General features: G+C 68.2%; 20 protein-coding genes. 10 read left to right on the top strand and 10 right to left on the bottom strand.

Going from position 1 to position 24847, the window contains the following annotated elements:
- Positions 1–43 precede the first annotated feature (43 nt).
- Together ACWGKS_RS15245 and ACWGKS_RS15240 are read left to right on the top strand one after the other, a co-directional pair.
- Complete coding sequence (locus tag ACWGKS_RS15245; protein ID WP_358503887.1) at positions 44–2083, top strand: acyltransferase family protein; 2040 nt, start codon at positions 44–46, stop codon at positions 2081–2083.
- 211 nt (positions 2084–2294) lie between these two features.
- Entirely contained in the window at positions 2295–2612 is a 318-nt protein-coding gene (locus ACWGKS_RS15240; protein ID WP_358503884.1) for a hypothetical protein, read from the top strand.
- Between the two features lie 517 nt (positions 2613–3129).
- Here ACWGKS_RS15240 and ACWGKS_RS15235 read toward each other — a convergent pair.
- The 3 genes from ACWGKS_RS15235 to ACWGKS_RS15225 all read right to left on the bottom strand — a co-directional run bounded on the left by ACWGKS_RS15235 (position 3130) and on the right by ACWGKS_RS15225 (position 11063).
- Positions 3130–8184, bottom strand: a complete 5055-nt coding sequence (locus tag ACWGKS_RS15235; RefSeq protein WP_452522904.1) for a DNA repair ATPase — start codon at positions 8182–8184, stop codon at positions 3130–3132.
- 11 nt (positions 8185–8195) lie between these two features.
- The gene (locus ACWGKS_RS15230; protein WP_452455395.1) at positions 8196–10241 is read right to left on the bottom strand and encodes a flotillin family protein; all 2046 of its coding nucleotides are present in this window, start codon (positions 10239–10241) and stop codon (positions 8196–8198) included.
- A gap of 180 nt (positions 10242–10421) precedes the next feature.
- The gene (locus ACWGKS_RS15225; protein ID WP_358503875.1) at positions 10422–11063 is read right to left on the bottom strand and encodes a DUF1449 domain-containing protein; all 642 of its coding nucleotides are present in this window, start codon (positions 11061–11063) and stop codon (positions 10422–10424) included.
- Positions 11064–11369: 306 nt separating this feature from the next.
- Here ACWGKS_RS15225 and ACWGKS_RS15220 point away from each other — a divergent pair, with 306 nt between their 5' ends.
- The 3 genes from ACWGKS_RS15220 to ACWGKS_RS15210 all read left to right on the top strand — a co-directional run bounded on the left by ACWGKS_RS15220 (position 11370) and on the right by ACWGKS_RS15210 (position 14169).
- Positions 11370–11798, top strand: coding sequence for a YciI family protein (locus tag ACWGKS_RS15220; protein ID WP_358503872.1), 429 nt, complete (start codon positions 11370–11372; stop codon positions 11796–11798).
- 82 nt (positions 11799–11880) lie between these two features.
- Positions 11881–13152, top strand: a complete 1272-nt coding sequence (locus tag ACWGKS_RS15215; RefSeq protein WP_452455397.1) for an RNA polymerase sigma factor — start codon at positions 11881–11883, stop codon at positions 13150–13152.
- Between the two features lie 33 nt (positions 13153–13185).
- Positions 13186–14169: an NAD-dependent epimerase/dehydratase family protein gene (locus ACWGKS_RS15210; protein WP_452522901.1), complete on the top strand. Its 984-nt coding sequence runs from the start codon at positions 13186–13188 to the stop codon at positions 14167–14169.
- Positions 14170–14291: 122 nt separating this feature from the next.
- Here ACWGKS_RS15210 and ACWGKS_RS15205 read toward each other — a convergent pair whose 3' ends face one another.
- Both ACWGKS_RS15205 and ACWGKS_RS15200 read right to left on the bottom strand, forming a co-directional pair.
- Positions 14292–14480 (bottom strand): DUF397 domain-containing protein, encoded by a 189-nt coding sequence (locus ACWGKS_RS15205; protein WP_358503863.1) that lies wholly within the window; start codon positions 14478–14480, stop codon positions 14292–14294.
- 10 nt (positions 14481–14490) lie between these two features.
- Positions 14491–15345: a helix-turn-helix domain-containing protein gene (locus ACWGKS_RS15200; RefSeq protein ID WP_358503860.1), complete on the bottom strand. Its 855-nt coding sequence runs from the start codon at positions 15343–15345 to the stop codon at positions 14491–14493.
- A gap of 535 nt (positions 15346–15880) precedes the next feature.
- On the opposite strand from ACWGKS_RS15200, the gene ACWGKS_RS15195 reads away from it, so the two are divergent.
- From ACWGKS_RS15195 to ACWGKS_RS15175, 5 genes are all read left to right on the top strand, one after another.
- The gene (locus ACWGKS_RS15195; protein ID WP_358503857.1) at positions 15881–16012 is read left to right on the top strand and encodes a hypothetical protein; all 132 of its coding nucleotides are present in this window, start codon (positions 15881–15883) and stop codon (positions 16010–16012) included.
- A gap of 97 nt (positions 16013–16109) precedes the next feature.
- A complete protein-coding gene (locus ACWGKS_RS15190) occupies positions 16110–16637 on the top strand; it encodes an ATP-binding protein (protein WP_358503854.1) in 528 nt (175 codons plus the stop codon).
- Positions 16634–17059 (top strand): hypothetical protein, encoded by a 426-nt coding sequence (locus tag ACWGKS_RS15185; RefSeq protein ID WP_358503851.1) that lies wholly within the window; start codon positions 16634–16636, stop codon positions 17057–17059. The genes ACWGKS_RS15190 and ACWGKS_RS15185 overlap by 4 nt, the downstream gene beginning before the upstream one ends.
- Positions 17060–17271: 212 nt before the next feature.
- Entirely contained in the window at positions 17272–17829 is a 558-nt protein-coding gene (locus tag ACWGKS_RS15180; RefSeq protein WP_452522898.1) for an RNA polymerase sigma factor, read from the top strand.
- The gene (locus ACWGKS_RS15175; protein WP_358503846.1) at positions 17826–18911 is read left to right on the top strand and encodes a CU044_5270 family protein; all 1086 of its coding nucleotides are present in this window, start codon (positions 17826–17828) and stop codon (positions 18909–18911) included. The genes ACWGKS_RS15180 and ACWGKS_RS15175 overlap by 4 nt, the downstream gene beginning before the upstream one ends.
- Positions 18912–18975: 64 nt before the next feature.
- Here ACWGKS_RS15175 and ACWGKS_RS15170 read toward each other — a convergent pair whose 3' ends face one another.
- From ACWGKS_RS15170 to grpE, 5 genes are all read right to left on the bottom strand, one after another.
- Entirely contained in the window at positions 18976–19530 is a 555-nt protein-coding gene (locus ACWGKS_RS15170) for a Uma2 family endonuclease (RefSeq protein ID WP_358503844.1), read from the bottom strand.
- Between the two features lie 74 nt (positions 19531–19604).
- A complete protein-coding gene (clpB, locus tag ACWGKS_RS15165; protein ID WP_452522957.1) occupies positions 19605–22214 on the bottom strand; it encodes an ATP-dependent chaperone ClpB in 2610 nt (869 codons plus the stop codon).
- Between the two features lie 109 nt (positions 22215–22323).
- On the bottom strand, positions 22324–22824 hold the full coding sequence (locus ACWGKS_RS15160) for a heat shock protein transcriptional repressor HspR (protein ID WP_452522895.1): 501 nt from the start codon (positions 22822–22824) through the stop codon (positions 22324–22326).
- A complete protein-coding gene (gene dnaJ / locus ACWGKS_RS15155; RefSeq protein ID WP_452522893.1) occupies positions 22821–23984 on the bottom strand; it encodes a molecular chaperone DnaJ in 1164 nt (387 codons plus the stop codon). Before dnaJ ends, ACWGKS_RS15160 begins: the two co-directional genes overlap by 4 nt.
- A 127-nt stretch (positions 23985–24111) precedes the next feature.
- Entirely contained in the window at positions 24112–24837 is a 726-nt protein-coding gene (gene grpE / locus ACWGKS_RS15150; RefSeq protein WP_452522891.1) for a nucleotide exchange factor GrpE, read from the bottom strand.
- Positions 24838–24847 lie beyond the last annotated feature (10 nt).

Genomic DNA, 24847 nt, shown 5'->3' with positions numbered 1-24847 from the left:
AGGTCGACCCACGTACGCGCGCCCTTCACCCGGGCGGGCCATCATGGCGACCTCCCCGTTCCCTTCGCGAAGGTCGTCCGTGCGTTCTCCCGTGCCCACCGAAGGCCACCGGCCGGAGATCGACGGGCTTCGCGCGATCGCCGTCCTCCTCGTCGCCGCCTACCACATCTGGTTCGGCCGGGTCTCCGGCGGCGTGGACGTCTTCCTGCTGCTCACCGGCTTCCTCATCACCGGATCCCTGGTGCGGGCCGCCGGCCGCGGACGCATCCGCTACGGGGACTTCCTCGCGCGACTGGCCACACGGTTGGTGCCCACCGCCGTCCTGGTGATCGGGGCGACCCTGGTCGCCACCCGGTTCCTCCTCCCGGAGACCCGGTGGCGCGACACGGTCGCCGAAGGAGTCGCTTCGGCGCTCTACCTCGAGAACTGGCACCTGGCGCTCGGGTCGGTCGACTACCTGGCCCGTGACGACGGCGCGAGCCTCTTCCAACACTTCTGGTCGCTTTCGATCCAGGGGCAGTTCTACCTGCTGTGGCCGCCGCTGATCGGCCTGGCCCTCTGGTGGGCGACCCGGAGAGGAACCTCCCCGCGGCGCGGCCTCGTCGTCGCCCTGGGCGCGGTGTTCACCGTCTCCCTGGCGTACTCGGTGTACGTCACCCGAACCGACCAGACCTGGGCCTACTTCGACACCGGCGCGCGCCTGTGGGAGTTCGCGCTGGGCGGTCTGCTCGCGCTGTTCCTGCCGTACCTGAAGCCGGCGAAGAGCCTCCGGATCCTCCTCGGCTGGGCCGGCCTGGCCGCCCTCGTCCTCTGCGGTGTCCTGCTCCAGGTGTCCACGGTCTTCCCCGGCTACGCGGCACTGTGGCCGACCCTCGCGGCGGCCGCCGTCGTCGTCGCGGGAACCACGGATTCACGCTGGGGCGCGGACCGGATGCTCACCCCGCGCCCGGTGCGCTACCTCGGCTCGATCTCCTACGCCCTGTACCTGTGGCACTGGCCGGTCCTGGTGTTCTACCTGGAGTTCACTGGCCGAACCCTGGCGAGCCCCCTCGGCGGCGCGATGGTCCTCGCCGTGTCCATGGCCTTGGCCGCCGCGACGACCCCTCTGGCCGACCGGGTCACGACCTACGCCCGGGCTTCGCGGGTCCGAGGCCCGGCCCTCGCCTTGGCCTGCCTTTCGCCACTCCTCCTGGCCACGACCGTGTGGACCACACACATGGACACCGAACAGCGACGCCTGGAGGAACTCATCGCCGATCCGCAGCGCTACCCGGGCGCCGCGGCGATCGGCGCCGAGCACGGAGAGTACCCCGACCCCGTCCACCCCGCTCCCGCCTCCGCGGCCCAGGACACCCCGCTCACCTACGAGGACGGCTGCAACCAGACCATCGCCGGAACCGAGGCGATCGTCTGCGAGTACGGGCCCGAGGACGCCGACCGCACCATCGCCCTCGTCGGCGGCTCCCACGCCGCCCACTGGTTCCCCGCCCTCGAAGTCATCGCGGAGCAACAGGGCTGGCGACTGCTCAACATCGTCAAGGGCGCCTGCCTGTTCACCGACGCGCCCCAGCTCTACAAGGGTGAGCCCTACACCGAGTGCGCCGAGTGGAACCAAGGCGTGATGGCCGAACTCGCCGACCTACGCCCCGACACCGTGTTCACCACAGGCACCACCACCAGCCTGGACACCACCGCCGGTTTCGGCGAAGAGGTCTTGGTGGAGGGGTACGTCGACCGCTGGCGCGAGCTGGAGGCCCTGGGCATCGAGGTCGTCGCGGTCCGCGACACCCCGCGCCTGGGCTTCGACGCCCCCGAGTGCCTGGCCACGGCATCCCCAGAGGAATGCACGGCGCCCCTCACCGACTCGATGGCCGAGGCCTCCCCCTTCGAAGCCGCCGACCTCGACCTCCCGAACAACGTCGTCACCCTCGACCTCACCGACCGCATCTGCGAACCCGACCTGTGCCGCCCGGTCGTCGGCAACGTGCTGGTCTTCTGGGACGCCGGACACATCAGCGCCACCTACATGCGCACCCTCGCCCCAGAGCTGCGTGACCGCCTCCTGACCGCCACCGAGTGGTAGACACACGAACGCCTCAGCGAGCGTGCCGTTCGTACTGTCGCTCCACCACGTCGACCACCGTATGGACATCGGCCCAGGGGTGATCGTCGTAGTGGTCCGCCCTGGTTCGGGTCGTGATCTCGATCTTCACCGGCTCGGGACCTCGCCCCGAAGACACGGAGGCTCTTCGCCCGGACCACTTGAAGTGGTCGCGTAGGCCTACGAAGTACTCGTGCTCCGTTTCGCCCTCCCCAAGGATCAGGACCTTGGGACGCTCTCGAAGCCCACCCGGTCGTTTACCCGGGCTGCGACCTCTCCTCATCGGGGGTTCCTCTCCTGGGCCCTGACGCTCTACGGGGGTTCGTGGGCGAAGGGCTTCGATCTCGGCCTGTTCCTCGGGAGTGAGGGGGATCCTCTCGACCTTGTAACCATCGATGCCGGTGCCGACCGCGCCTGCCGGTTCGGTGAGGCGGCGCAGATGTTCTGTATCGCCGGCCGGTGGTCGGTTGCCTCGCAAGGACCCCAGATCCCCGGAAATGACACGGAGTGAGGTTCTGAACCATCGACGTACTCGGTTGAGGGCGCCGACCGCCTCCGAATGGAACGTGGTGGGGCTCGCGAGGGATTTGGGGCAGGCCATCGCCTTCTGGGCCGTAAGAAGAGAACGCCGGTGTCCATCTGAATGGATCACCACGCACCTTACGCCGCATGAACGCGATCGCCCTGACCACGGAAGACTTCCCGGAGGCGTTTGCTCCGAAGATCCCGGTCGTCTTGAGCGGACCGATCTCGTCGGGTGAGGGGAATCCAACGGCGCTCTGCTCGGCGGGTACGAGGATGAGTTCCTGCTCGTCGCGTAGCGACCGATGGTTCTCTACCCGAAAACTCGGCAGTATGCCCTTGACTCGTCGTTCGTCGCGACGCTCCAAGGCTTGGCTTTTCACTATGCCCGCATCACTTTAGAGGAGTCGTGAGCACATGCGCAGGGGCGGGGTGAACTTCTGTGGACAACTCGAAGGGCCGGTTCCGGGGCGTCCCCGGAACCGGCCCTTACCGGCCGAACGGTGTCAGCGGTCGTTGTTGTTGAGCGCGGTACCGATCTCTCCGACCCGGTCGGCGAGCAGGCCCATCGCACCGATGGCCCTGGTCATCGGGTCGTCGTCGGCTCCGCCCAAGGCCCGGCCCCGACGGAAGCCGTCCTTGACCTCGGCCCAGCGCCGTTCCTGCTCCTGGGTCATCACCCCGCGCAGCTCGGCGAGCTTCAGCAGGTTGGCCTCGGCGCCCGACGTCAGGGTCTGTGCCTCGCCCAGGTAGTGGTCGTCGATGACGGCCTCCACCTCGGCTTCGTTCATGACCGGCACGATCTTCTCGGAGAGCCGGTTCATGTTGCGGTACGAACCCTGGAGCTGGAAGGGCGGTTCGGTGCGGGAGTCCTCGGACTGCGCGGCCGAGGCGATGTAGGCCTGGTTGTTGGCCAGCACCACTTCCTGCACCCGCAGCAGCTTCTGGAGCACCGACACGATCCGGTCCACCTCGGCCGCCGAGTACGGGTGCTTCAACCGGTCCGTGCCGACCGACTCGTCCCCCTGGGCCATGCGCACGAACGTGTGCACGTCCTCCTGGTCCCGGGTGGACAGCGGCGCCAGGGTCGGGTTGGAGGTGATCGCGTTCTCGATGTAGCTGAGCGCGAACAGCTCCTCCTTCCCGGACAGCACGTCGCCCAGGTTGTACACGTCGGCACGGTTGGCCAACATGTCCGGGATCCGGAACCGCTTGCCCTGTTCGGTGTAGGGGTTACCGGCCATGCAGACCGCGAACCGCTTCCCGCGCAGGTCGTAGGTGCGGGTTCGGCCCTCCCACACGCCCTCCATCCGGCGCTGCCCGTCGCAGAGCGAGATGAACTTCTGGAGCAGCTCGGGGTTGGTGTGCTGGATGTCGTCCAGGTACAGCATCGTGTTGGCGCCCATCTCCAGCGCGAAGGAGATCTTCTCGATCTCCTGGCGGGAGGTGGCGTCCGGGGCCTCGGCCGGATCCAACGAGGTGATGGAGTGCCCCAGAGAAGGCCCGTTCACCTTGACGAACACCAGCCCCAACCGGCTGGCCACGTACTCCATGAGCGTGGTCTTGCCGTATCCGGGCGGGGAGATGAGCAGCAACAGGCCGCTCTGGTCGGTGCGCTTGTCGTCACCGGCCGCCCCCAACTGCTTGGCGAGGTTGTCCCCGATCAGCGGCAGGTACGACTCGTCCAACAGACGGTTGCGCACGAACCCGCTCATCACCTTCGGCTTGTACTCCTCCAGCCGCAGACGTTCGCGTTCGGTGCCCACCAGGTCGTTGCGGCGCCGTTGGAAGTCCCGGTAGGCGGGCACGTCCACGGCCTGGAACCGGCGGGTGCGCGGCAGGATCTCGTCCAACCGCACGGAGAGCGACCGCCCCTCGATCCTCGGGTGGGACCCCAACAGCCCCGGCACCGTCTCCTCGACCGAGGCGGAGGACTCGTACCGGTTCACGGTGGCGAGTTGCAGCGCCACCGCCTCGGGCAGGTCACCCGGGGCGGCCGGTTCCTCCAGGGTGGTCGCGTAGGCCTCCAACCAGGCCGTCACGAGCTGGTGTCGGGCGGCCACGTCGTCGCCGAGCCCTCGCAGGTCCTCCTCGAAGGCCTTACGGGTGGTCTCGCGGGTACTGCCCAGAGCCCGGTGGAACCGGTCCAGCAGGGTGCGCGCACCCGCACCGGAGACGAATCCGCGCCGGTTCGGACCGTCCAGGGCCATTTCCTCGAACAGGTAGTCGCCCACCGTTTCGAGGTCGGTGTCCTGGTGCAGCCCGGTCTCGGTGAGGAAGGTGTCCACGGCCTCGGCGAGCTCGGTGCGCAGGGCGTCGATCGCCGCCGACCTCCGCGCCCCGAACACGCTCCGGGCCCGGGCCAGGGAGACCGCGCGAGTACGCCAGGAACGTCGCAGCCCCTCGTCCGCCCCGTTGGCCCAGAACAACTGGGCGACCGCGCGCACCTGCCCCGGGTAGCGCAGCAACTCGGCCCCGGCGCGCAACCGCAACAGCACCGACAGGATCTTCGCGGCGTCGTGGTCGTGCACGCCCCGCTCGTATCCCTCGTCGTAACGCGACTCCGCGACCCCGCGCACCAGCGAAAGCAACGAGTCGCCGTTCTCGGCGTGCAGCTCCGCGTCGTGCAGGGCGTCCAGGGACAGTCCTTCGGCACCTTCCTCGGCCGCGGCCAGGATCGACGTGGCCAGGTACTCGGCCCGGTACACGTCGGGGCTTTCGGAGACCAGAAGCCGGTCCCACAGGTGCCGGGTCTCCTGGAACGCCTCGTCGGTGACGGGCGAGCGGAAGTCGGTACCGGTGATGGCCACCGACATGTGTCCGTCGTGCGGAGTGAGGGTGAGGTCGATGGGTTGGGTGTTCACCGCGAAACGGTGCCTGCCCAACCGGATCGTCTCGCCCCCGGGCCCGCCCTCGAACAGGTCGCTGCGGTCCTGTAGGGCCCGTCCGGCCTCCTGCCGGGCGGCCAGGATCTGGCCCTCCAGCTCCTCGGCGCGGACGGTGTCACCGAGTTCGCGCATCTCCGTGACGGTGCGGCGCAGTCGCGTCACCATCGCGTCGGACGCGAAGTAGGTGTTGATGTCCTCCAGCGTGGTCAGGGTGGCGACCCGCCGGTGCACCCCCTCCAGGACACGGGCGGCCGAGGACGCCAGACGGTCGGCCCGCCTGGACCTCTCGTCCACCAGCGACTGCTTGCGGGTGGAGAACGCCTCGTAGACGTCCTCGCGTTTGTCGGCCAGCTCTTGGAGGAAGTCGTCGAACTCCGCGAAGCGCGACTCCAGGTTCTCCAGCTGGAGCATGATCCGGCCGAGCTGTTCGTCGCAGCGCTCCGGGGTGTCCGCGGCGGCGATCGCCCCGGTGATGGCCTGTCCCAGCAGCGCGAACTCGGCGGCGAACTCGGCCCGACCCTCCAGGGCGAGGAGTTCCTTGCGCCGGGATTCCAGGGTGGCCCGGGCGCGGTTGACCCCGCCCATGACCTCGCTGATCCGCTCCAGGATGCGGGTGCGCACCTGGGCGTCGCCGATGTCGAGTGAACCGATGACCTCGGTGACGACCTGCAGGCCCTCGGTCTGTTCGGCGATGCGTTCGCCGACGGCGGTGGCGGCGCTGACCGCCTCCAGCGCCTCGGCGTCCTCGACCAGCCGCTCCACCTCGGAGTGGTAGCCGTCGAAGGCGTCCTCCTGCTCCAGGAAGGACACCGTGCGCCGGCCGGTGGAGGCGATCTCCTCGTCGAGGCCCTGCTCGATCGCGTCGATCCGCTCGCCGTCCACGTAACGCATCTCGCGCAGCGTGGCGGCCTGACCCTGGGCGCGGCGCAGTTCGGTCAGACGGGTCACCCAGCCCTCCGCCGACCTCGGGGTCTCGCCCCTGGATCGACGGATGAGCGCGGTGACCTTCGCCTCGGTCTCCGCGAGGGTCTCGGCGGCCTGCCGGGTCAGGGACTGGACGGTCTCGAACTCGTCCAGCACCCGCTCCGCGGTGCCGCGTACCTCGGTCAGTGGAGCTGCGAGGTCGCCCAGTTCCTCGTCACCGAGCCAGTGGAACCGGTCCAGGACCCTCCGGCAGGAGGCGATGATCGCCTCGAACACCTCGGTGGAGGGCCGCATGTCCTCGGCGATCCGCGACACCGACAGACTCTCCGAGATGCCCTGCACCAGTTCGGCGTTGCCGATCCGCTCCAGGGGCCCGGTGCCCACCGGCTGTGCGGCGGCGTACACGTCGGAGACGAACGGGGTCCGCCACACCTGCATCGGGTGCACCCGGGTGGGTTCGCCCGAGCCGTCGCGGAACACCGTCATGGTCCCGTCGTCGAACAGCGAGTGGCCGTGACAGACGATCGGGTTGGCGACCTCCTTGCGGATGGTGTTGTAGGGCAGCAGCAGGCTGCGCCCATCCGTTGGGGAGTGGAAGACGTACAGCACGTCCTCACCGTTGGGAGAACGCACCACCCGGTCGAACTCCAGGTCGGTGACGTCGGTGTCGAAGGTCCGCGCCACCCCGGTGGCCAGGTAGTAACCACCCGGGAAGATGAGCCCTTGGTCGTCGGGCAGCCGCTGGCAGGAACGGCCGATGCCGTCGAGGCGCTCGACCTCCTTGGTCCGCTTGTTGAAGACCAGGTACCGCCACGTGGTCTCGTTGTACGGCAGGACCTTCAGCAGGATCAGCGCGCCGACCTCGGCGTGGAACACCGAGGCGTCGGCCAGGCTCTGCAGCGGCTCGTCGACGGGCTCGCTGTAGATCCCCTCGCCGACCTCGGTGTTGTTCTCGATCTTGATGGTCAGGTCGCCGCCGACCGTCTCCACGAACAACTCGTCGCGGATCGAGATGTGCGGATGCCGCCCCATCACGTGGTTCTCGCGGGTGGCCTCCACCCACTCGAAGTCGTGCGCGGGCGGGAACACGTGGTCGCGTTCGCCCCGGTCGTCGAGGTAGGCGATCTCACCGGCGGGCGAGACCGACCACCTCAGGACGCGGACGTCCTCCGTTCTCGGGCCGGTCTGGAAGACGGCCAGCAGCCGCTCCTCGACCCTGCGCAGCTGGAGCAGGCGGGCGTCGCGGTAGTAGCGGTACAGCTGCTCGAAGTCCTGCCGGAAACGCTCGTCCGCGAGCAGCCCGGGGATGGCGTCCTCGGGCGCGTCGGTGAACTCGAAGGAGTCGTCACCGTGCTCGTACCGGTGCAGGGAGAACACGTCGGGGACGTGTGTGGTGCTCTGCATCCCGATGTAGACGTTGTAGCCGAAGAGGATCGTGTCCCCGCCGGCGTCGTCTCCGACGGAACGCCCCACGCTGACGATGTCGCGCGGCACGCAGTTGTGTTCGGTGCGGATGCGTTCGGTGCCGAGCAGGGCCAGCTCGGTGCCGCCGAACACCTCCAACCGTCGGTTGTTGAGCTCCTCGGTCCGTCGGGCCAGTTCGCCGGTCTGTTCGCGGAGCCGGGCGCGGAGCACCTCATAGGTGCCCGCGTCCAGCGACCGCGCGTCCTCGGCTTCGGGCCCGGGGCCTTCGGTCTCCTGGAGCCGTGCTTCCTGGGGCTGTGCGCCCCCGGACTGGGCCTCGGTCACGGAGGACTACCTCACTGCTTCACGGGGGCGAGTGCGTTGACGGGCAGCTGGTCCAGCCCCATGGAACGGGCGGTTCCGAGCAGCCGGTCCAGCTTGCCGGTGTCCGGGCCGCCCGCGCCGATCAGCTTGAGCAGCAGCGCGGAGACCGTGAGGTTCTTGACGTCCTCGGTGTCCACCTCGGCCAGGACCCTCTTGATGTCCTCGGCGAAGTTGCCCTCGCCGTTCAGCCAGCCGTTGCCCAGCGCCTGCACGGTCTCGGAACCGTTGACGAACCCGTCCACGGCCTTGCCCATGCCGATCGAGTTGACCATCCGGTCGAAGAAGGCGCCGTCGCCACCGACGATGTTGATGTCGGCGCTCTCCAGCCCGGCGGCCATGGCCGTTGCCTGGGCCTCGGCGATCTGACGGTTGACGTCGATGCCGGCGAGGCGGACCTCCTTCTCCGCCTCCAGACGCAGGCGGTACTCCTCGTGGTCGCGGCTGACCTCGTCCAGGGCGGCCATCGCGGCGGCCTTGTCGGTCAGACCCGCGGCCTCGGCGCGCAGCTTCTTCTCCACGGCGTCGGCCTCGACGTCGGCCTTCTCACGGGCCACGACGGCCTCGGCGCGGCCCAGCTTCTCGACGGCCTCGGCGTCCTGCTCCCGGACCTGGACCTCGGCCAGACCCGCGGCGGCGGCCTCGGCCTGCAGGCCCTCGGCCAGGCGGATCTTGGCGCGGGTGTCCAGCTCGGCGGCCTGCTGACGGGCCTCGGCGAGGGTGAGCTCCTCCTGCGCCTTGTGCTTGGCCGCGGCTTCGGCGGCCTCGGCGGCCTTGATGTCCTTGACCAGGTTCTCCTGGGCCTCGGCCTCGGCGTGGATGATGATGGCCTGACGCTGGCGCTCGGCCTCCTCCACGGCCCGCAGCTTCTTGATCGCCTCTTCCTGCTCGGCGACGGTGCGGTCGACGGCGATCCGCTCGCGGACGACGTCGGCGACCTCGCGCTTCTCGGCCTCGACCTCCTTGTCCTTGGCGATGCTGCTCAGCTCGGTCTCGCGCTCGCGGCCGATGACCTCCAGCATGCGGTCCTTCTCGATGCGTTCGGTCTCGATGGCGATGACCCGCTCGCGGTTCTTCTCGGCGACCGCGATCTCACGCTGCTGGTTCTGGTGCTGGACGCCGAGCTGCTCGGAGGTGCGGATGTTGGCGGTCTCGGACTTGAGACGCTCCTCGGCCTGGACCCGGGCGGTCTCGGCCTCCTCGCGGGCGCGGATGATCTCGATCTCGCGCTTGGCCTTGGCGGCCGCCTCCTCGCGACGCTTCTCCAGTTCGGCGAGGGTCTCGGCGGTCTCCGTGTCCTGGCGGTCGATCTCCTTCTTGCGGTCGTTCTCGAACTCGTTGGTGCGCTTGTGCTCCCGGGCGGTGCGCTCGGTGATCTTCGAGATGCCCTGCGCGTCCAGGATGTTGTTGGCGTCGTGCTGGTGCAGCGGGGTCTGCTCCAGCTCGTCGATGGCCACGTCCTCCAGGATGTAGCCGTTGAGGTCGGTACCGATCAGGGAGACGATCGCGTGGCGGAACTGCTCGCGGTGGGTGAACAGCTCCTCGAAGTCGAACTGCTTGCCGACGGTCTTGAGCGCCTCGGAGAACTTGGAGTTGAAGAGCTCCTGCAGGGTGTCCTGGTCGCTGGCGCGTTCGGTGCCGATCGCCTTGGCGACCTTCTTGACGTCCTCGGCGGTCTCGTTGACCCGGACGTAGAAGAACACCGTGATGTCGGCGCGGATGTTGTCCTTGCAGGTCAGGCCTTCACGGCCACCGCGTTCCAGGGTCAGGCTCTTGAGGGAGATGTCCATGATCTCGGCCTTGTGCAGGACCGGGAGGACGATCGATCCGGTGAAGGTGACGTGGACGTCCCGCACCTTGGAGATGATCAGGGCCTTGCCCTGCTCCACCTTGCGGAACAACCTGGTCACCATCAGCAGTAGGGCCAGGAGGACGACGATTCCGATGGCGATGGCGACACCGATGGTCAGGAAGGTGGCATCGGCCGCTTCCTGTCCGGTGGCCGGAGCACTCAGCAACACGTAGGGGTCTCTTTCTGCGAGCGGCGTGGATCGGGGGACACGCGGCGTCGGGCGGAGGGACGGGAGTGGGACGGCCGTGCCCGAAAAGATCGCTTGTCAGGGGTTATGACGCGTCCGCGTGGCGAACGGTTCCGAAGTGGACAAGATCATCCCTGCTCATCGCGGGTGGAGCCGGAACACTCAGTGCTGACCGGGATCCAGAGCGGGATCGAAGGCGGTGACGAGGAAGTGGTCGTCGGCCGCGTCGTGGTCGAAGATGAGGGCCGTGCTGCCGACGGACAGGACCTCGCCGCCGGTCGTTCGCACCGGGATGGAGATGGCGGCCCCGCCGGCGGTGGTGATCTCGGCCTGGCCGAAGTCCTCACGGGCCTCACCGATGCGGATGCGGCAGGTGCGGCCGACGAGTTCGTGCTTGGAGTCGCCCTTGCGCTTGGGCAGGAACCGCTGGAGTCCCATCACCACGCCGCTGGTGACCGCCCACGCGGCGACCAGGGCGATGAGTAGGACGACGGCCCCGAGGGCCCACAGCATCGGCGCGGAGGTGGTCTCGATGAGGCTGGTCACGATGCTTCCCATCATGCTGACGAACCAGGCCACGCAGATCAGCATGGTCAGGGCCACGGTCACCGGAACCCTCCCCAGCCCGGCCTTGCTCAGGACCGCGCTGAGCCCGGCGGCGTCACCGTCGGCGTCCACGCTGTCGAGTGCTTCGGTGTCCGCGGCACCGACGATCACGAAGATCCAGTAGCCCAGGACCACGATGAGCATCGGTGTGAACAGGACGGTGGGGAATCCGAAGGCGGTACTCAGGAACAGGCCCATCCCGCGTACTCCTTCGTGTTCTCGTGGTTCCGCGACCGGCGCCGGGGGAGGGCGACCAGGGTTCGTATCCGTCGGAACCGTGCCGAAACCCTATCGAACGCCCCAGCTCAGCACGTTCCTCGGGGTCCCCGTTGTCCGATTGTGGCCGGCACCCCGTTTCGTGGGCGCAGGTCGAACGAGCCGCGTTGGGAAGGAAGGAGGAGTAGGAAAAAAGTTCATGGCGGGTGTCGATCCGGCGTCGACCCGTTCGACGAACAGGTGAGAGCGGGGAAGACCCCGCCGGACACTCGAAAGAGGGCGAACACCATGCGTTACCTGATGTCGATCATGAGCGACCCCGCGTCCGAGGCCGCCGACTACGAGCCCGGGCCCGAGATCTACGAGGCGATGGCCGCCTACAACGAGGAGCTGGCCAAGGCCGGGGTCCTGCTGACCGGTGAGGGCCTGGCCCCCACCTCGGAGGGCGCCGAGGTCGTCTTCCGCGACGGGGAGGCCACCGTTGTCGACGGGCCCTTCACCGAGGCCAAGGAGTTCATCGCCGGGTACTGGGTGCTCCAGGTGTCTTCGCACGCCGAGGCCGTGGAGTGGGCCAAGCGTTGCCCGCACCCGCCCAAGGGGGACCCGACCGAGATGAAGCTCCAGCTGCGCCGGATCGGTGAGCTGGAGGACATGGACGACATGCCCGAGGAGCTCAAGGAGCGAGAGCGCGCCCTGCGCGCCCAGCAGGAGGGGTGAGCTTCCGGTGGTACGGGGGCGGGTCCGCGTGGGTCCGCCCCCGTACCTTGCGGCCGGAGCCCGCCGGTGCTGTCATGATGCGGTGGATCATACGGATGTGACGCGCCAGGTGGAGGCGGTCTGGCGGATCGAGTCGGCCCGCTTGATCGCGACCTTGACGCGAATGGTCGGCGATGTCGGATCGGCCGAGGAGTTCGCGCAGGACGCGCTGGTCACCGCGCTGGAGAAGTGGCCCCGGGAGGGTGTGCCACGTAGTCCCGGGGCCTGGCTGACCACCGTCGCCAAGCGGCGGATCCTCGACCGCTGGCGCCGGGACGAACGTTTCCGGGACCGCATGGTGGAACTCGGTCGGGAGTTCGTCGAGCACGACGGACAAGCGGAGTTCGACGCCGTCCTGGAAGAGGACTACGGCGACGACCTGCTCAAACTCATGTTCGTGTGCTGTCATCCCGTGCTGTCCACCGAGGCTCGGATCGCGCTCACCCTCCGCCTGCTCGGTGGACTCACCACCGACGAGATCGCCCGCGCCTTCCTCGTGCCGGAAACCACCATCGCCCAGCGCATCGTGCGGGCCAAACGACGGCTGACCGAGAAGAGGGTTCCGTTCGAGGTGCCCTCGGGTGCGGACCGCGACGCCCGCCTCGCCGACGTGCTGGAGGTCCTCTACCTGGTGTTCAACGAGGGGTACACGGCCACCTCGGGGGAGGGGTGGCTGCGTTCCGAACCGTGCGAGGAGGCCATGCGCCTGGGACGGATCCTCGCCGGGTTGATGCCCAAGGAACCCGAGGTGCACGGGCTGATCGCGCTCATGGAGCTTCAGGCCTCCCGGTTCCGGGCCCGGATCGGTGCCGATGGGGCGCCGGTGACCCTCGCCGATCAGGATCGTTCCCGGTGGGATCGGCTGCTCATCCAACGTGGACTGGTCGCTTTGGAAGGTTCGATCCCCGTCGATCCCGCCCGTCCACGGGGCGTCTACTCCCTCCAGGCCGGCATCGCCGCCAAGCACGCCACGGCCCACACCGCCGAGGACACCGACTGGCGTGGGATCGCCGTCTTGTACGAGGTGCTGGCCCGCCGCACCGGGTCGCCCGTGGTCGAACTCAACCGTGCGGTGGCGGTGTCGATGGCGATCGGGCCCGGTGCGGCACTCGACATCGTCGACGCCCTGCGCGATTCCGGGGCACTGGACGGCTACCACCTGCTCCCGGCCGTTCGCGCCGACCTGCTCCAGCGTCTCGGACGAGGTGAGCAGGCTCGTGCCGAGTACGAACGGGCCGCCGACCTCACCCGCAACGAACGCGAACGCGCCCTCCTATTGGAGCGCGCCCGTTCTGCCGTGGGCAGTGGGCTCTAGCGACGAGCGCTCGTTCTGGTCACACTGGTCCGCATGAGACTTCTGGTTCTGGGCGGTACCGAGTTCGTGGGACGGGCGATCGTGGAGGACGCGCTCGCCCGAGGGTGGGACGTCACGGTGTTCCATCGAGGACGGCATGAGGCTCCGGTGGGGGCGCGTGTGCTGCACGGTGACCGTACCGAGGAGGGTGGTCTCACGGCGTTGGAGACGGGGGAGTGGGACGCCGTCGTCGACACCTGGTCGGGTGCCCCCGGAGCCGTTGCGGCCACCGCTCGACTGTTGGACGGTCGGGTCGGCCACTACGCGTACGTCTCCAGCCGTTCCGTCCACGGCATGCCCAGCGCTCCCGGCGCGGATGAGACCGCCCCGACCGTGAAGCCCGCCCTCGCCGACGAGGGAGAGGACTACGCGCGGGCCAAACGTGGGGGTGAGGTGGCCGCCGAGGAGGTGTTCGGCGAGCGGGCGCTGTTCGTCCGGGCCGGTCTCATCCTGGGTCCGTACGAGAACATCGGCCGGTTGCCGTGGTGGCTGAACCGGATCGCGCGGGGTGGTCCCGTTCTCGCGCCTGGGCCGCGTGACCTGCCGTTGCAGTACATCGATGTCCGGGACCTGGCCGCCTGGACCCTCGACGCGGTGGAGAAGGGATTGGCTGGTCCGTACAACCTGGTGAGCCCGAGTGGGCACGCCACCATGGTGGAATTCCTGGAGGCCTGCCGGGAGGTGACGGGTTCGGACGCGGAGTTCCGCTGGACCGATCCCCAGGTGATCGAGGCGGAGGGTATTCGCCCCTGGATGGACCTTCCGGTCTGGCTGCCGCCGGGCGAGATGCACGAGACCCTGCACCAAGGGAATGTCGATCGTGCCCTGGCCACGGGGTTGAGGTGTCGCCCGGTCATCGAGACCGTCGCCGACACTTGGGCGTGGTTGAGGTCCATCGGTGGCGAGGCGCCCCAACGCCCCGACCGGCCCAGTCTCGGTTTGGACCCCGAGGTCGAACGGCGTGTTCTGGGTCGGTGATCAGACCCCCACCCCCGCCGTGATCTTGCTACCAGTAGCAATACAAGCGCTTTCTTCGCCTCTGGTAGCAAGATCGCCGGGGTCGAGCCGGGTGGGGCCGAGTCGCCCACCCGGTTCTGGCTCTAGCGAACGCTCGCGCGTAGGAGGGCCGTCCACTCGTTGGAGGGGAACATCAGGTGCCCGGCCTCCCTGTTCTGGGTGTCGCGTACGGCCGAGCCGGACGGAAGGTCGGCTACCTCGACACAGTCCTGAGTCTGGCCCCCACTATGGGAGGACTTGCGAAAGTTCAGGGGGTGGGGCTTTTCTGGCATGGGTGCTCTCTCACAGGGATGACAAGCGGTTCCGAATCAGAGCGTGCGACTCTTCCACGGACAAGGCAGACGCCTGCACGAAGTCGAACCGGCGCGTGTACTGGCGGACCTGTGGTTCGGACTCCAGGTAAAGCTCCTCCGTGGCGACCTCCAGATACACCACTGGAGGTTCCGGCCTTGGGAACTCCAGGATCACGAAGTGTGCTGTCATGGCAGCGTGCAGCCCTCCCGACACGGGAAGGACCTGGATGCCGACGTTCGGTCGTTGACCGACCTCAAGAAGATACTCCAGCTGGTCACTCAGCTCGGGCGTGATGTGCAAAAGCGCGGCTTCGTCGATGACAGCCCAGAACGCAGGGGGATCCGCGCGGCTGAACACTGCCTTGCGCAGCATCCGAACCTCGACTCTTTGGTCGACATCGTCGGTGTCACCCATGGAACTGGCAACGGCCATGGCACGTGCGTAGGACTCGGTCTGGAGTAGCCCCGGGATCGTCATGGATTGATAAGAGCGGATCGATGAGGCTTCCGCCTCCAGCCCGATCAGCTGTCCCGTGCCGAGAACGTTCTCGTAGGTCGCCCACCAGCCCTTACGGCTGGCCTCCTTCACCAGCTCCGCGTACCCGTCTCGCTCAACCGGGTCGGCGACCCCGTAGATGTCCAACAACAGGAAGACATCCTCGACGGAGAGCCTCTTCCAGTCGCCGGTTTCCAGCCTGTTCACCTTGGATTCGGACCAACCGCGAGTCTTACCACTGCGCTTCTTGGCTTCGGCGGCGACAGCTTTCGCAGTCAGTCCGGATTTCTCACGTTGTTGGAAGAGGAGTCGGCTGAGACGCCGCCGACGCAGGGTCGGGCTGACCATGTCGCTGTCCTTCCGTGAGGGTCCGGTCTGGTGGCCTGATCCTATGGCGGACCAGCGGGATTCCGACATTTAGTGCGCCTTCCGTAGATACTCGCTTCGCCCTTGAATATTAGGGACTCCAGATTAAACTTGGGGCTTGCAAATATTGGAGCAAGAGGCAACCATGGTGTCACCAGAACATCCCGCCGGACCTCCCGCCCGGCACCTGAGCACCAGGAGCCGCGCTATGCCGCGTTGCTTGAACCTGTCCGAGCTGACCTACGCGCGTCACCGCGCTGCTGAACTGGTGCGCCGCCGTCGCCCCCGAAGGGCTGGGCGGGTGCGTGCCTACGCCTTGTCGCCCCGAACCCCGGCCGGGGCAGGGTCGTCGGGCTCACCCCGGCCACCACGGGTCCCGGGTCCGCGTCTCCCACTGGACACCGTTCCGCTGGACGTCCTCCACGCGGTCTTGTCAGGGCTACACCGACTGGAAACGAGCGCCTGAACAGGGCCGGCAGGAGCCCTTCGCTCCTTGGTCTCGGCCCGGTGAGGCGCGATGGACAACCGAACGACCTGCTCGGACCCCAACGGGCACGACTACATCCCCGATCAACCCCCGGTGAGACGCGGTAACACGGCCACCGCGACCTGCCGTTACTGCGAGGACACCATCACCGCGACGCGCTGAACCCCCGGCGCCCATGAAAAAGCTCTGGCGGGTGCACCAACACCCCCAGAGCAGGCCGACAACCAACACCGATTTCAACCGAAAGAGAGTTGCCGACATGGCCATTGTGCCGCACACCCGAGCCCCGATCCACACCCCCATCCCGCCCTTCACCGGCCGCCGCTGGCCCTCCCGCGTCTACCCCGGTGACCTGGCCCAGACCGCCTGGGTCCGCTCCGACCTGGCCTCCGATCTGGCCCGCCTGTCCGGGCTGTCCAAGGAGACCGGCGAGGACATCGTGCTCTGTGCCAGCGAGATGTTCGCGAACGCGTGCGACCATTCGCGATCGGGACAGGACCCTGAGGGGCGCGTGATCCGCACGCTGCACATGCCCACCGCCACCACCATCCAGGTCGCGATCGTCGATGATGGCATCCGAGTCGACGCCATCGAGCCCAAGGGCCCGGAGCTCCCGCATCAGCGCACCTCCGAAGACTGGGAGGAGGCCGAGCGTGGCCGGGGACTGCTGCTCATCCACCACCTGGCCGAGCGCTGGGGCTCCCACTCGGTCCTGGACTTCCCCTTCTGCGATGGTCTGGGCACCATCATCTGGGCCGAGTTCGCGTTGGGCGGTGCCCGGTCATGACCACCGTCGACTCCAGGGTGCGCTCCGTGCTGAACGCGCCCCGAGGCCAACGTTTCTCCCGTCCGGTGCTTTCCCACCCCACGAACGTCCGGCCGGAATCGCACCAGGAACGACGGGAACGGTTGCTGCGACAGATGCGGGGCAACCCCAGGGTCGCCTACATGCTCGAACACGGCGAACTCCCGCACTGGATGATCGTGGCCCGCCAACGTCGGGAACAGGCCGAGAGGCAAGCCCGTCAGGTCGGCGTGCCAACTGATCCCCCGACCGGTTCCCCCTCCAACCGCCGGGGCCGTCATCGGGCACCGCGCCGGCGGTGGGCCCTGCCCGCTCTGGCCGTCAGCGCGGCCCTTCTCCTGGGGCAGAGGGTCGCAGAAGTGGTCGGCCAATCGGGCACCCAGTCCAGTGGATTCCCGCTCTAGCCGCTGTAGCGCTTGAGGCCGTCGATGTTCAGGGTGACTCCGACCCCGGGTGGCTCTGTGTGTCCGTTGTCGAGAGTGAGGGTGCTCCGGTGACGGCCCCGGACAGAGGCCCCGGCGGGGGCGAGGACCGGCAGCCGGAAAAATCCGCACCGCCGACCGAACACACAGCCCTCCTCCCGACATAAGCAGGTGAGAGGACGGGAGGAATGCCCATGGGAAGCAGCACGGACGGGGACCCTTACTCCGACGAGTGCGCCTTCAACGCCCTGTTCGAGAAGCATTACGACGCCGTGTACCGATACGCGCGGCGCAGGGTGGGCGCCGATCAGGCGGACGACGTGGCCTCGGAGTCCTTCGTCGTGGCCTGGCAACGACGAAAACGCCTGGTCCCGCAGCAGGAACTGCCCTGGTTGTACGAGTGCGCGCGAAGAATCACCCTGGCCCACCTGCGCCGCGGCCGGAGCCAGGATCAGATCGCGCAATCGTTGACCCGAGAACCTGGCCGGATCGGCGCGTACGCCGACCACGCCGACGGCGTCATCGACCGCAGTGGGGCCCTGGCGGCCCTTGCACGACTGACCGAGATCGAACGCGAACTCGTGATGCTCGTGACCTGGGAGGGACTCGACACCCGCCAGGCGGCCAAGGTCGTGGGATGCAGTCACGTCAACGCTCGCGGACGACTGCACCGCGCCCGTAAGAGGCTCACCGCTCACCTGAACGAGGCGGCCGAACCCGAACCGGACTTCACTTGGGAGAAGACGTCATGAACGACCTGACCAGTCTGCGCGCGGCCCTCAACGACAGCGATCCGGCCAGGGACAGCGCCCCCACCGACCAGGGCCGTCGATGGGCCCGGGCCAACGCCATCGCCAGACTGAGGGAGAACACCCCCGTGACAAATCCCCTGTGGCGTCGTGTCCCCGTGCTCGTGGCCGGTGCCGCCGCCGCTGCCCTGACCGTGGGTGTGGGAGCGATGCTGTTGCCCACGGACCACCCGGCCGGAGTACCCGTGGCCTACGCCTCCCCGCCCGAGACCGTGGAGGTCGTCGGTGGGGAGCCGGTCGACGGCACGGAACCCTTGCTGGAGCTGTCCGAGGTCACGGCCGAACGCGGTGATCCCCAGGGACGGGGAGACGTGGGGTTCGTATCCTCCACCGGCACCACCATGTACCGGATGAACGCCGACGCCGGTGACGCGGACCCGGAGGAGACCCACGGGTACGGGTTCATCCCCTTCGAGTGGAACCGGTGGCAGAGCCTGGACGGTGAGCTGCGTGAGGACCAGAACCCCCAGCCCCCGACCGAGACGGGAGGAGAGGCCGGCGACCACGAGTGGTTCCTGGACCAGGTCGGTGAGACCCACGAGGAGACTCTTCACCCCAGCCTGGTCCTGCCCGAGGCGCTGCCCACCGACCCCGACGCTCTGGCGGAGACCCTCATGGGCCTGGGTGATGACCCTGAGGAGGACGAGAGAACCGACGCCTCCCTGTTCCACGCCGTCGCGGGCCTCTACGAGAACCGGCCCTTGTCCGGTGTGGAGGAGGCCGCCGTCCAACGGATCATCGCCGACCGTGCCGAGACGAGCCACCTGGGCACCGCCACCGATCCGTTGGGCCGAGAGGGCGAGCTCTTCTCGTTCGTCGTCGAGGAACCCGGTGTCCAGACGCTGGAGTACCGCTACCTCTTCAGCGCGGAGGACGGGGCGTTGCTCTACCAGGACTCCATCCTGATGGCCGAAGAGGACCCGGAGACCCCGATCGAGGACTACGGTCTTGAGTACCCCGTCCTGTCCCAGCAGGTCAGCTACGTCTGGACCGGGTGGGTCGAAGAGATCGGTCAGCGTCCTTGATCTGGTTCCCCTGACCATGCGGGCCGTATCGCGTCCACCCGGCGACCGGCGAGAGCTTCGTGCTCTAGCGGCCGTAGCGCTTGAGACCGTCGGTGTCCAGGGTGACTCCGACCCCGGGGATCTCGATGGTGTGGCCGTAGCAGAGCGTGACGATGCTGCGGTAATGGTCCCCGGAGGGCTCGCTGTGCACGGTGACGCTGTCGTCGTCGCGGTCGATCAGGAGGTGGACGCCGATGTCGCAGGCGGCGTAAGCGTGGGCCTTCTCGACACGATCACGGGCGTTGGCGCCTGAGTCCCGGGAAGTGACCTCGACGACGGCGAGGACGCCTTGAGGGTCGGCCCATTCGCCCTGTCCCGCGAAATGGTCGATGGGGGCGAGGATGCCGTCGGGTCGTGCGCGGCCCTTACGGTAGGAGTCCACCTTGAGACCCTGCCCGGTGACGTTCAGGTCCAGGTCCGCCCGCTGCGTCATGAACCGACGCATCAGCCACATGAGGATCGCGTTGTGGTCGCTGTCGGGCACGGGGCGGACCACCACACGCCCATCGAGGTATTCGAAGGTGACGTCCTCCCCGTCTGCCGCTCGTGCGATGACCTCGAACCGTTCGATCGTGTCCATGACAAGGATTCTTCCCCGGACACGCCGAAGGGGGGCCGCACCCGACCGGGTACGGCCCCCCTTCGACAATGGGCTCAGGCCTTGGTGGGGGTCACCACCAGGCGGTCGCGTTCGGGGTCGACGTCCACGGTCACGGTGTCGCCCTCGGTGAGCTCGCCGGACAGCATCACCTTGGCCAGCGGATCACCGATCGACGACTGCACCAGGCGACGCAGTGGCCGGGCGCCGTAGTTCGGGTCGAACCCGGTCAACGCCAACCACTCACGTGCACCCTGGGACACGTCCAGCGTGAACCTGCGCTCGGCCAGTCGCCGGGCCAGCTTGTCCACCTGTAGGTCCACGATCCGGGTCAGCTCCTCGGTGGACAACGCGTCGAACATGATCACGTCGTCCAGGCGGTTGAGGAACTCCGGCTTGAAAGTCGCGCGCACGACGTCCATCACACGTTCCCGGCGGGTGGCCTCCTCCAGGGACTGGTCCACCAGGAACTGTGACCCCAGGTTCGAGGTGAGGATCAGGATGGTGTTGCGGAAGTCCACCTGACGGCCCTGGCCGTCGGTCAGTCGACCGTCGTCCAGCACCTGCAACAGGGTGTCGAACACCTCCAGGTGGGCCTTCTCCACCTCGTCCAGCAACACCACGGTGTAGGGGCGGCGGCGCACCGCCTCGGTCAGCTGACCGCCCTCCTCATAACCCACGTATCCGGGGGGCGCACCCACCAGGCGCGACACCGAGTGCTTCTCGGAGTACTCGCTCATGTCCACGCGCACGATCGCGCGCTCGTCGTCGAACAGGAACTCGGCGAGGGCCTTGGCCAGCTCGGTCTTGCCGACACCGGTCGGGCCCAGGAACAGGAACGAACCGGTGGGCCGGTCGGGGTCGGAGATGCCCGCCCGGGCCCTGCGCACCGCGTCCGACACGGCGGCCACGGCGTCCTTCTGTCCGATCAGCCGCCGACCCAGCTCGTCCTCCATACGCAGCAGCTTGGAGGTCTCGCCCTCCATCAGCCGACCCACGGGGATTCCGGTCCAGGCCGACACGACGTCGGCGACCTCGTCGGCGCCCACCTCGTCCTTGACCATCGGGTCATCTCCATCGGAACCGGCCGAGTCCGCGGCCTTCTCCTCGGCCTTGGAAGCCTCCTCGACCTGCTTCTCCAGCTGCGGGATCTCCCCGTACATCAGCCGGGACGCCTCCTCGAAGCGGCCCTCGCGTTCGGCCAGTTCGGCCTTGGTGCGCATCTCGTCCAGGCGGCCCTTGAGCTCACCGACCCGGTTCAGTCCGGCCTTCTCCTGCTCCCAACGGGCCACCAGCCCGTTGAGCCGCTCCTGGTTGTCGGTCAGGTCCGCGCGCAACCGCTCCAGCCGTTGCCGACTCGCGGGGTCCGACTCCTTGTCGAGCGCCATCTCCTCCATCTTGAGGCGGTCGACGGTGCGGCGCAGCTCGTCGATCACCACCGGGCTGGAGTCGATCTCCATGCGCAGCCGGGACGAGGCCTCGTCGATGAGGTCGATGGCCTTGTCCGGCAGGAACCGCGCGGTGATGTAGCGGTCCGACAGGGTGGCCGCGGCGACCAGCGCGGAGTCGGAGATCTGCACCTTGTGGTGCGCCTCGTACCGCCCCTTGAGACCGCGCAGGATCGCGATGGTGTCGGTGGCCGAGGGCTCACCGACGAACACCTGCTGGAAACGGCGCTCCAGCGCGGGGTCCTTCTCGATCTTCTCCCGGTACTCGTCCAGGGTGGTGGCGCCGACCATGCGCAGCTCACCGCGGGCCAACATCGGCTTGAGCATGTTGCCGGCGTCCATGGCGCCCTCGGCGGCGCCCGCGCCCACCATGGTGTGCAGCTCGTCGATGAACGTGATGACCTGGCCCTCGGACTCCTTGATCTCCGTGAGCACCGCCTTCAGCCGTTCCTCGAACTCGCCCCGGTACTTGGCGCCCGCCACCATCGCGGACAGGTCCAGGCTGATCAGGCGCTTGCCGAGCAGGGACTGCGGAACGTCGCCCGCCACGATGCGCTGGGCCAGTCCCTCGACGACGGCCGTCTTGCCCACGCCCGGCTCGCCGATGAGCACCGGGTTGTTCTTGGTGCGGCGGCTGAGCACCTGGATGACCCGACGGATCTCGCCGTCGCGACCGATGACCGGGTCGACCTTGCCCTCGCGGGCCCGCTCGGTCAGGTCGACACCGAACTTCTCCAGGGACTGGTAGGTGTCCTCGGGGTTCTCCGAGGTGACCCGACCGGTACCGCGGACCCGCTCGAAGGCCTCCAAGAGGCCCTCCGGGGTCGCCCCGGCGTCCTTGAGCAGCCGGGACGCCTCGCCACCGTCGGCGGCCAACCCCACCAACAGGTGTTCGGTGGAGACGAACTCGTCCTCCATCTGCTGGGCCCGCTGCGCGGCGGTGTTGATGGAGACGATGAGCTGCCGCGAGGAACTGGGGGAGCTGACCGTCGAACCCGCCACCTTGGGCAGGGCTCCGATGGCCGACCCGACCTTGTCCTTGAGCCGGTCGGGATCGACCCCGACCTCCTTGAGCAGCGGCCGGGTGATGCCCTCCGCCTGGTCCAGCAGGGCGTTCAACAGGTGCAGGGGCTCGGTCTGAGGGCTGCCGTCGGTGGTGGCCTGACGAATGGCGGCGGCCAGAGCCTCCTGGCTCTTCTGGGTGAGCTTGTAGTTCACGATCCGTGACTCCATTCACATGAAGTTTCACTCAGGGTAATGTCCAATGGCCGACCCCACCGCGCAATAGGGGTGGAGTCCGCGAGGCCCGACCCCGAGGGTCCGGCCCCTACTTCTGGTCGGGATCGCCCGTGTCGCGGGCGTTCCCGTCGTCCCCGAGCCCGCCGCCCCGCTCGGGACGCTCTTCGGGGTCGGCCGTGTTGAAGATCGTCACACGGGTGCGGCGCACCAGTTCCCCACGTGGGGTTCCGCCCTCGGGGCGGGCCGGACGGCCGCGCCGGGACACCGCACGGCGCGCCGCCTCAAGTTCGTTGGCCAGGTGGAACACCTGCTCGCGCAGCTGCTCGACCTCGTCCTCCAGTTCCAGGATCCGCTTGATCCCGGCGAGGTTGATGCCCTCCTCCTGCGACAGCCGCTGCACCACGCGCAGCGTCTGCACGTCACGCATGGAGTAACGACGGCCCCGCCCGGAAGTACGTCCGGGCGACACGAGCCCCAGCCGGTCGTACTGCCGCAGCGTCTGCGGATGCATACCCGCCAACTCCGCGGCCACGGAGATGACGTAGACCGGGGCGTCGACTCCGAACGAAGGATCGTTCACGACATTCACGCGCCCTTCGCCCGCGCTTCGAGTCCGTCACGCGGGTCGTAGTCCGACGTCGCCGCGCGGAACTTCTCCAACGCCTCGCGAGCGTCGTCGTTGAGTGTCTGCGGCACCTTGACCTCGAAGGTGACCAGCATGTCGCCGATGGTGCCGTCCTTGCGGGTGGCGCCCTTGCCGCGAACCCGCAGCGTGCGCCCGTTCTGGGTGCCCGGCGGCACCTTCACCGTCACCGGGAAACCGCCCAGGGTCGGAACCCGGACGTCGGCGCCCAACGCGGCCTCGGGGAAGGACACCGGGACCGTGATGGTGACGTTGTCGCCGTTCTTACCGAACACCGGGTGATCCTTCACATGGACGACGACGTACAGGTCACCGGCGGGGCCACCGTTCTCGCCGGGTGCACCCTTGCCCTTGAGCCGGATCCGCTGCCCGTCGGACACACCGCCGGGGATGCGGGTCTGGATGCTGCGCGTGCTCTTGCCGCGCCCGCTGCCCGAACAGGTGGGGCAGGGGTCGTCGACCACCAGGCCGCGTCCCTTGCACTCGCTGCACGGCTCCGACAGCGAGAAGCCGCCCAGGTTGGTGTTCTCGTGCCCGGTGCCGGAGCACTTCGGGCACATTCGAGGGGCCGTGCCGGCGCGCGCGCCCGTGCCCCTACAGGTGGGACACGCCGCGTCGCTGGTCAGCTGGAACGAACGGGTCACCCCGTCCGCGGCCTCTCGGAAGTTCAGTGTCGTCTCGGTCTCGATGTCGGAACCACGTCGGCTGCGGGTCGCCTGACCCGACCGTCCGCGGTTGCCGAACAGCCCACCGAACAGGTCGCTCAGCCGTTCGCCACCGGGGGCGCCACCACCGCCACCGCCCTGACCGAAGATGTCGCTCATGTCGAACCCGCCCGGGCCGGTGCCGCCACCGGGCCGGTACGAACCACCGAACATCGAACGCGCCTCGTCGTACTCCTTGCGGCGCTTCTCGTCCGACAGGACGTTGTACGCCTCGGAGATCTCCTTGAAGCGGTCCTCCGCCTTCGGGTCGTCACGGTTGGCGTCGGGGTGGTTCTCCCGGGCCAGCTTGCGGTAGGACGAGCGGATCTCGTCCTTGGTGGCTGTCTTTGAGACTCCGAGGACCTTGTAGTAGTCCTTCTCCAGGTAGTCCTTGGTGCTCATCGACTGGTGCCTTCTCCCCGCTGGTGCCGGTTGCGTCCGATGTTTCCACGTGGGTCCCGGCCGTGTGGGGCCGGGGTCGACCTGTGGCCGTGACCGACGATCTCATGCCGGCCACGGCCACAGCTCGTTACTTCTCGTCCTCGTCCTTCTCGGCGGAGGCATCCCCGGTGTCCTCTTCCGAGGCATGCGGAGTGTCGCCGGTGGGTTCTCCCACGACCACGCGGGCCGGGCGCAGGACCCTCTCCCCGATCCGGTACCCCGGCTGGAACACCTCGATCACCGACTGGACGGAGATGTTCGGAACCGGGACGAGGGTGAGTGCCTCGTGCACGTTCGGGTCGAACTCGTCACCCTGCTCGCCGTACTTCTCCAGGCCCAGCTTGGTCGCCGCCGCCTCCAGGGACTCGGCCACCGCCTTGAACCCGCCGGTGAGCTCATCGTGGTCCCGGGCGCGACCGATGTCGTCCAGGATCGGCAGTAGTTCGCCGATGACCTGGGCGGTGGCGACCTCACGGACGGCCACGCGGTCACGCTCGACACGCTTGCGGTAGTTGGCGTACTCCGCCTGCACCCGCTTGATGTCGTTGGTGAGTTCGACGACCCGCTCATCGGCGTTGATGGCCTCGCTCACCACCGACTCGGGGGTGTCCGGGATCTCGGGGATGTCCTCGACCTCGGCCTCGACGACCTCGGGCTCCTCGGCGTCGTCCGCCTCGGACTCCTTGGTCTCCTCGACCTCGGGTTCGCGGACCTCACCGGTCTCGGGGTCGATCCTGCGGTTGTCGCGGATCACCGGACCCTGGGTCTCGTCACCGTCACCGGAGTCGGGGCTGTTCTTATCCGACAGCGCCATGTCCGACGTT

This window comes from Nocardiopsis sp. NPDC055879 (genome assembly GCF_053615935.1).
The sequence above is the reverse complement of the archived record's forward strand: the minus strand, read 5'-3'. Positions and strand labels throughout refer to the sequence as shown.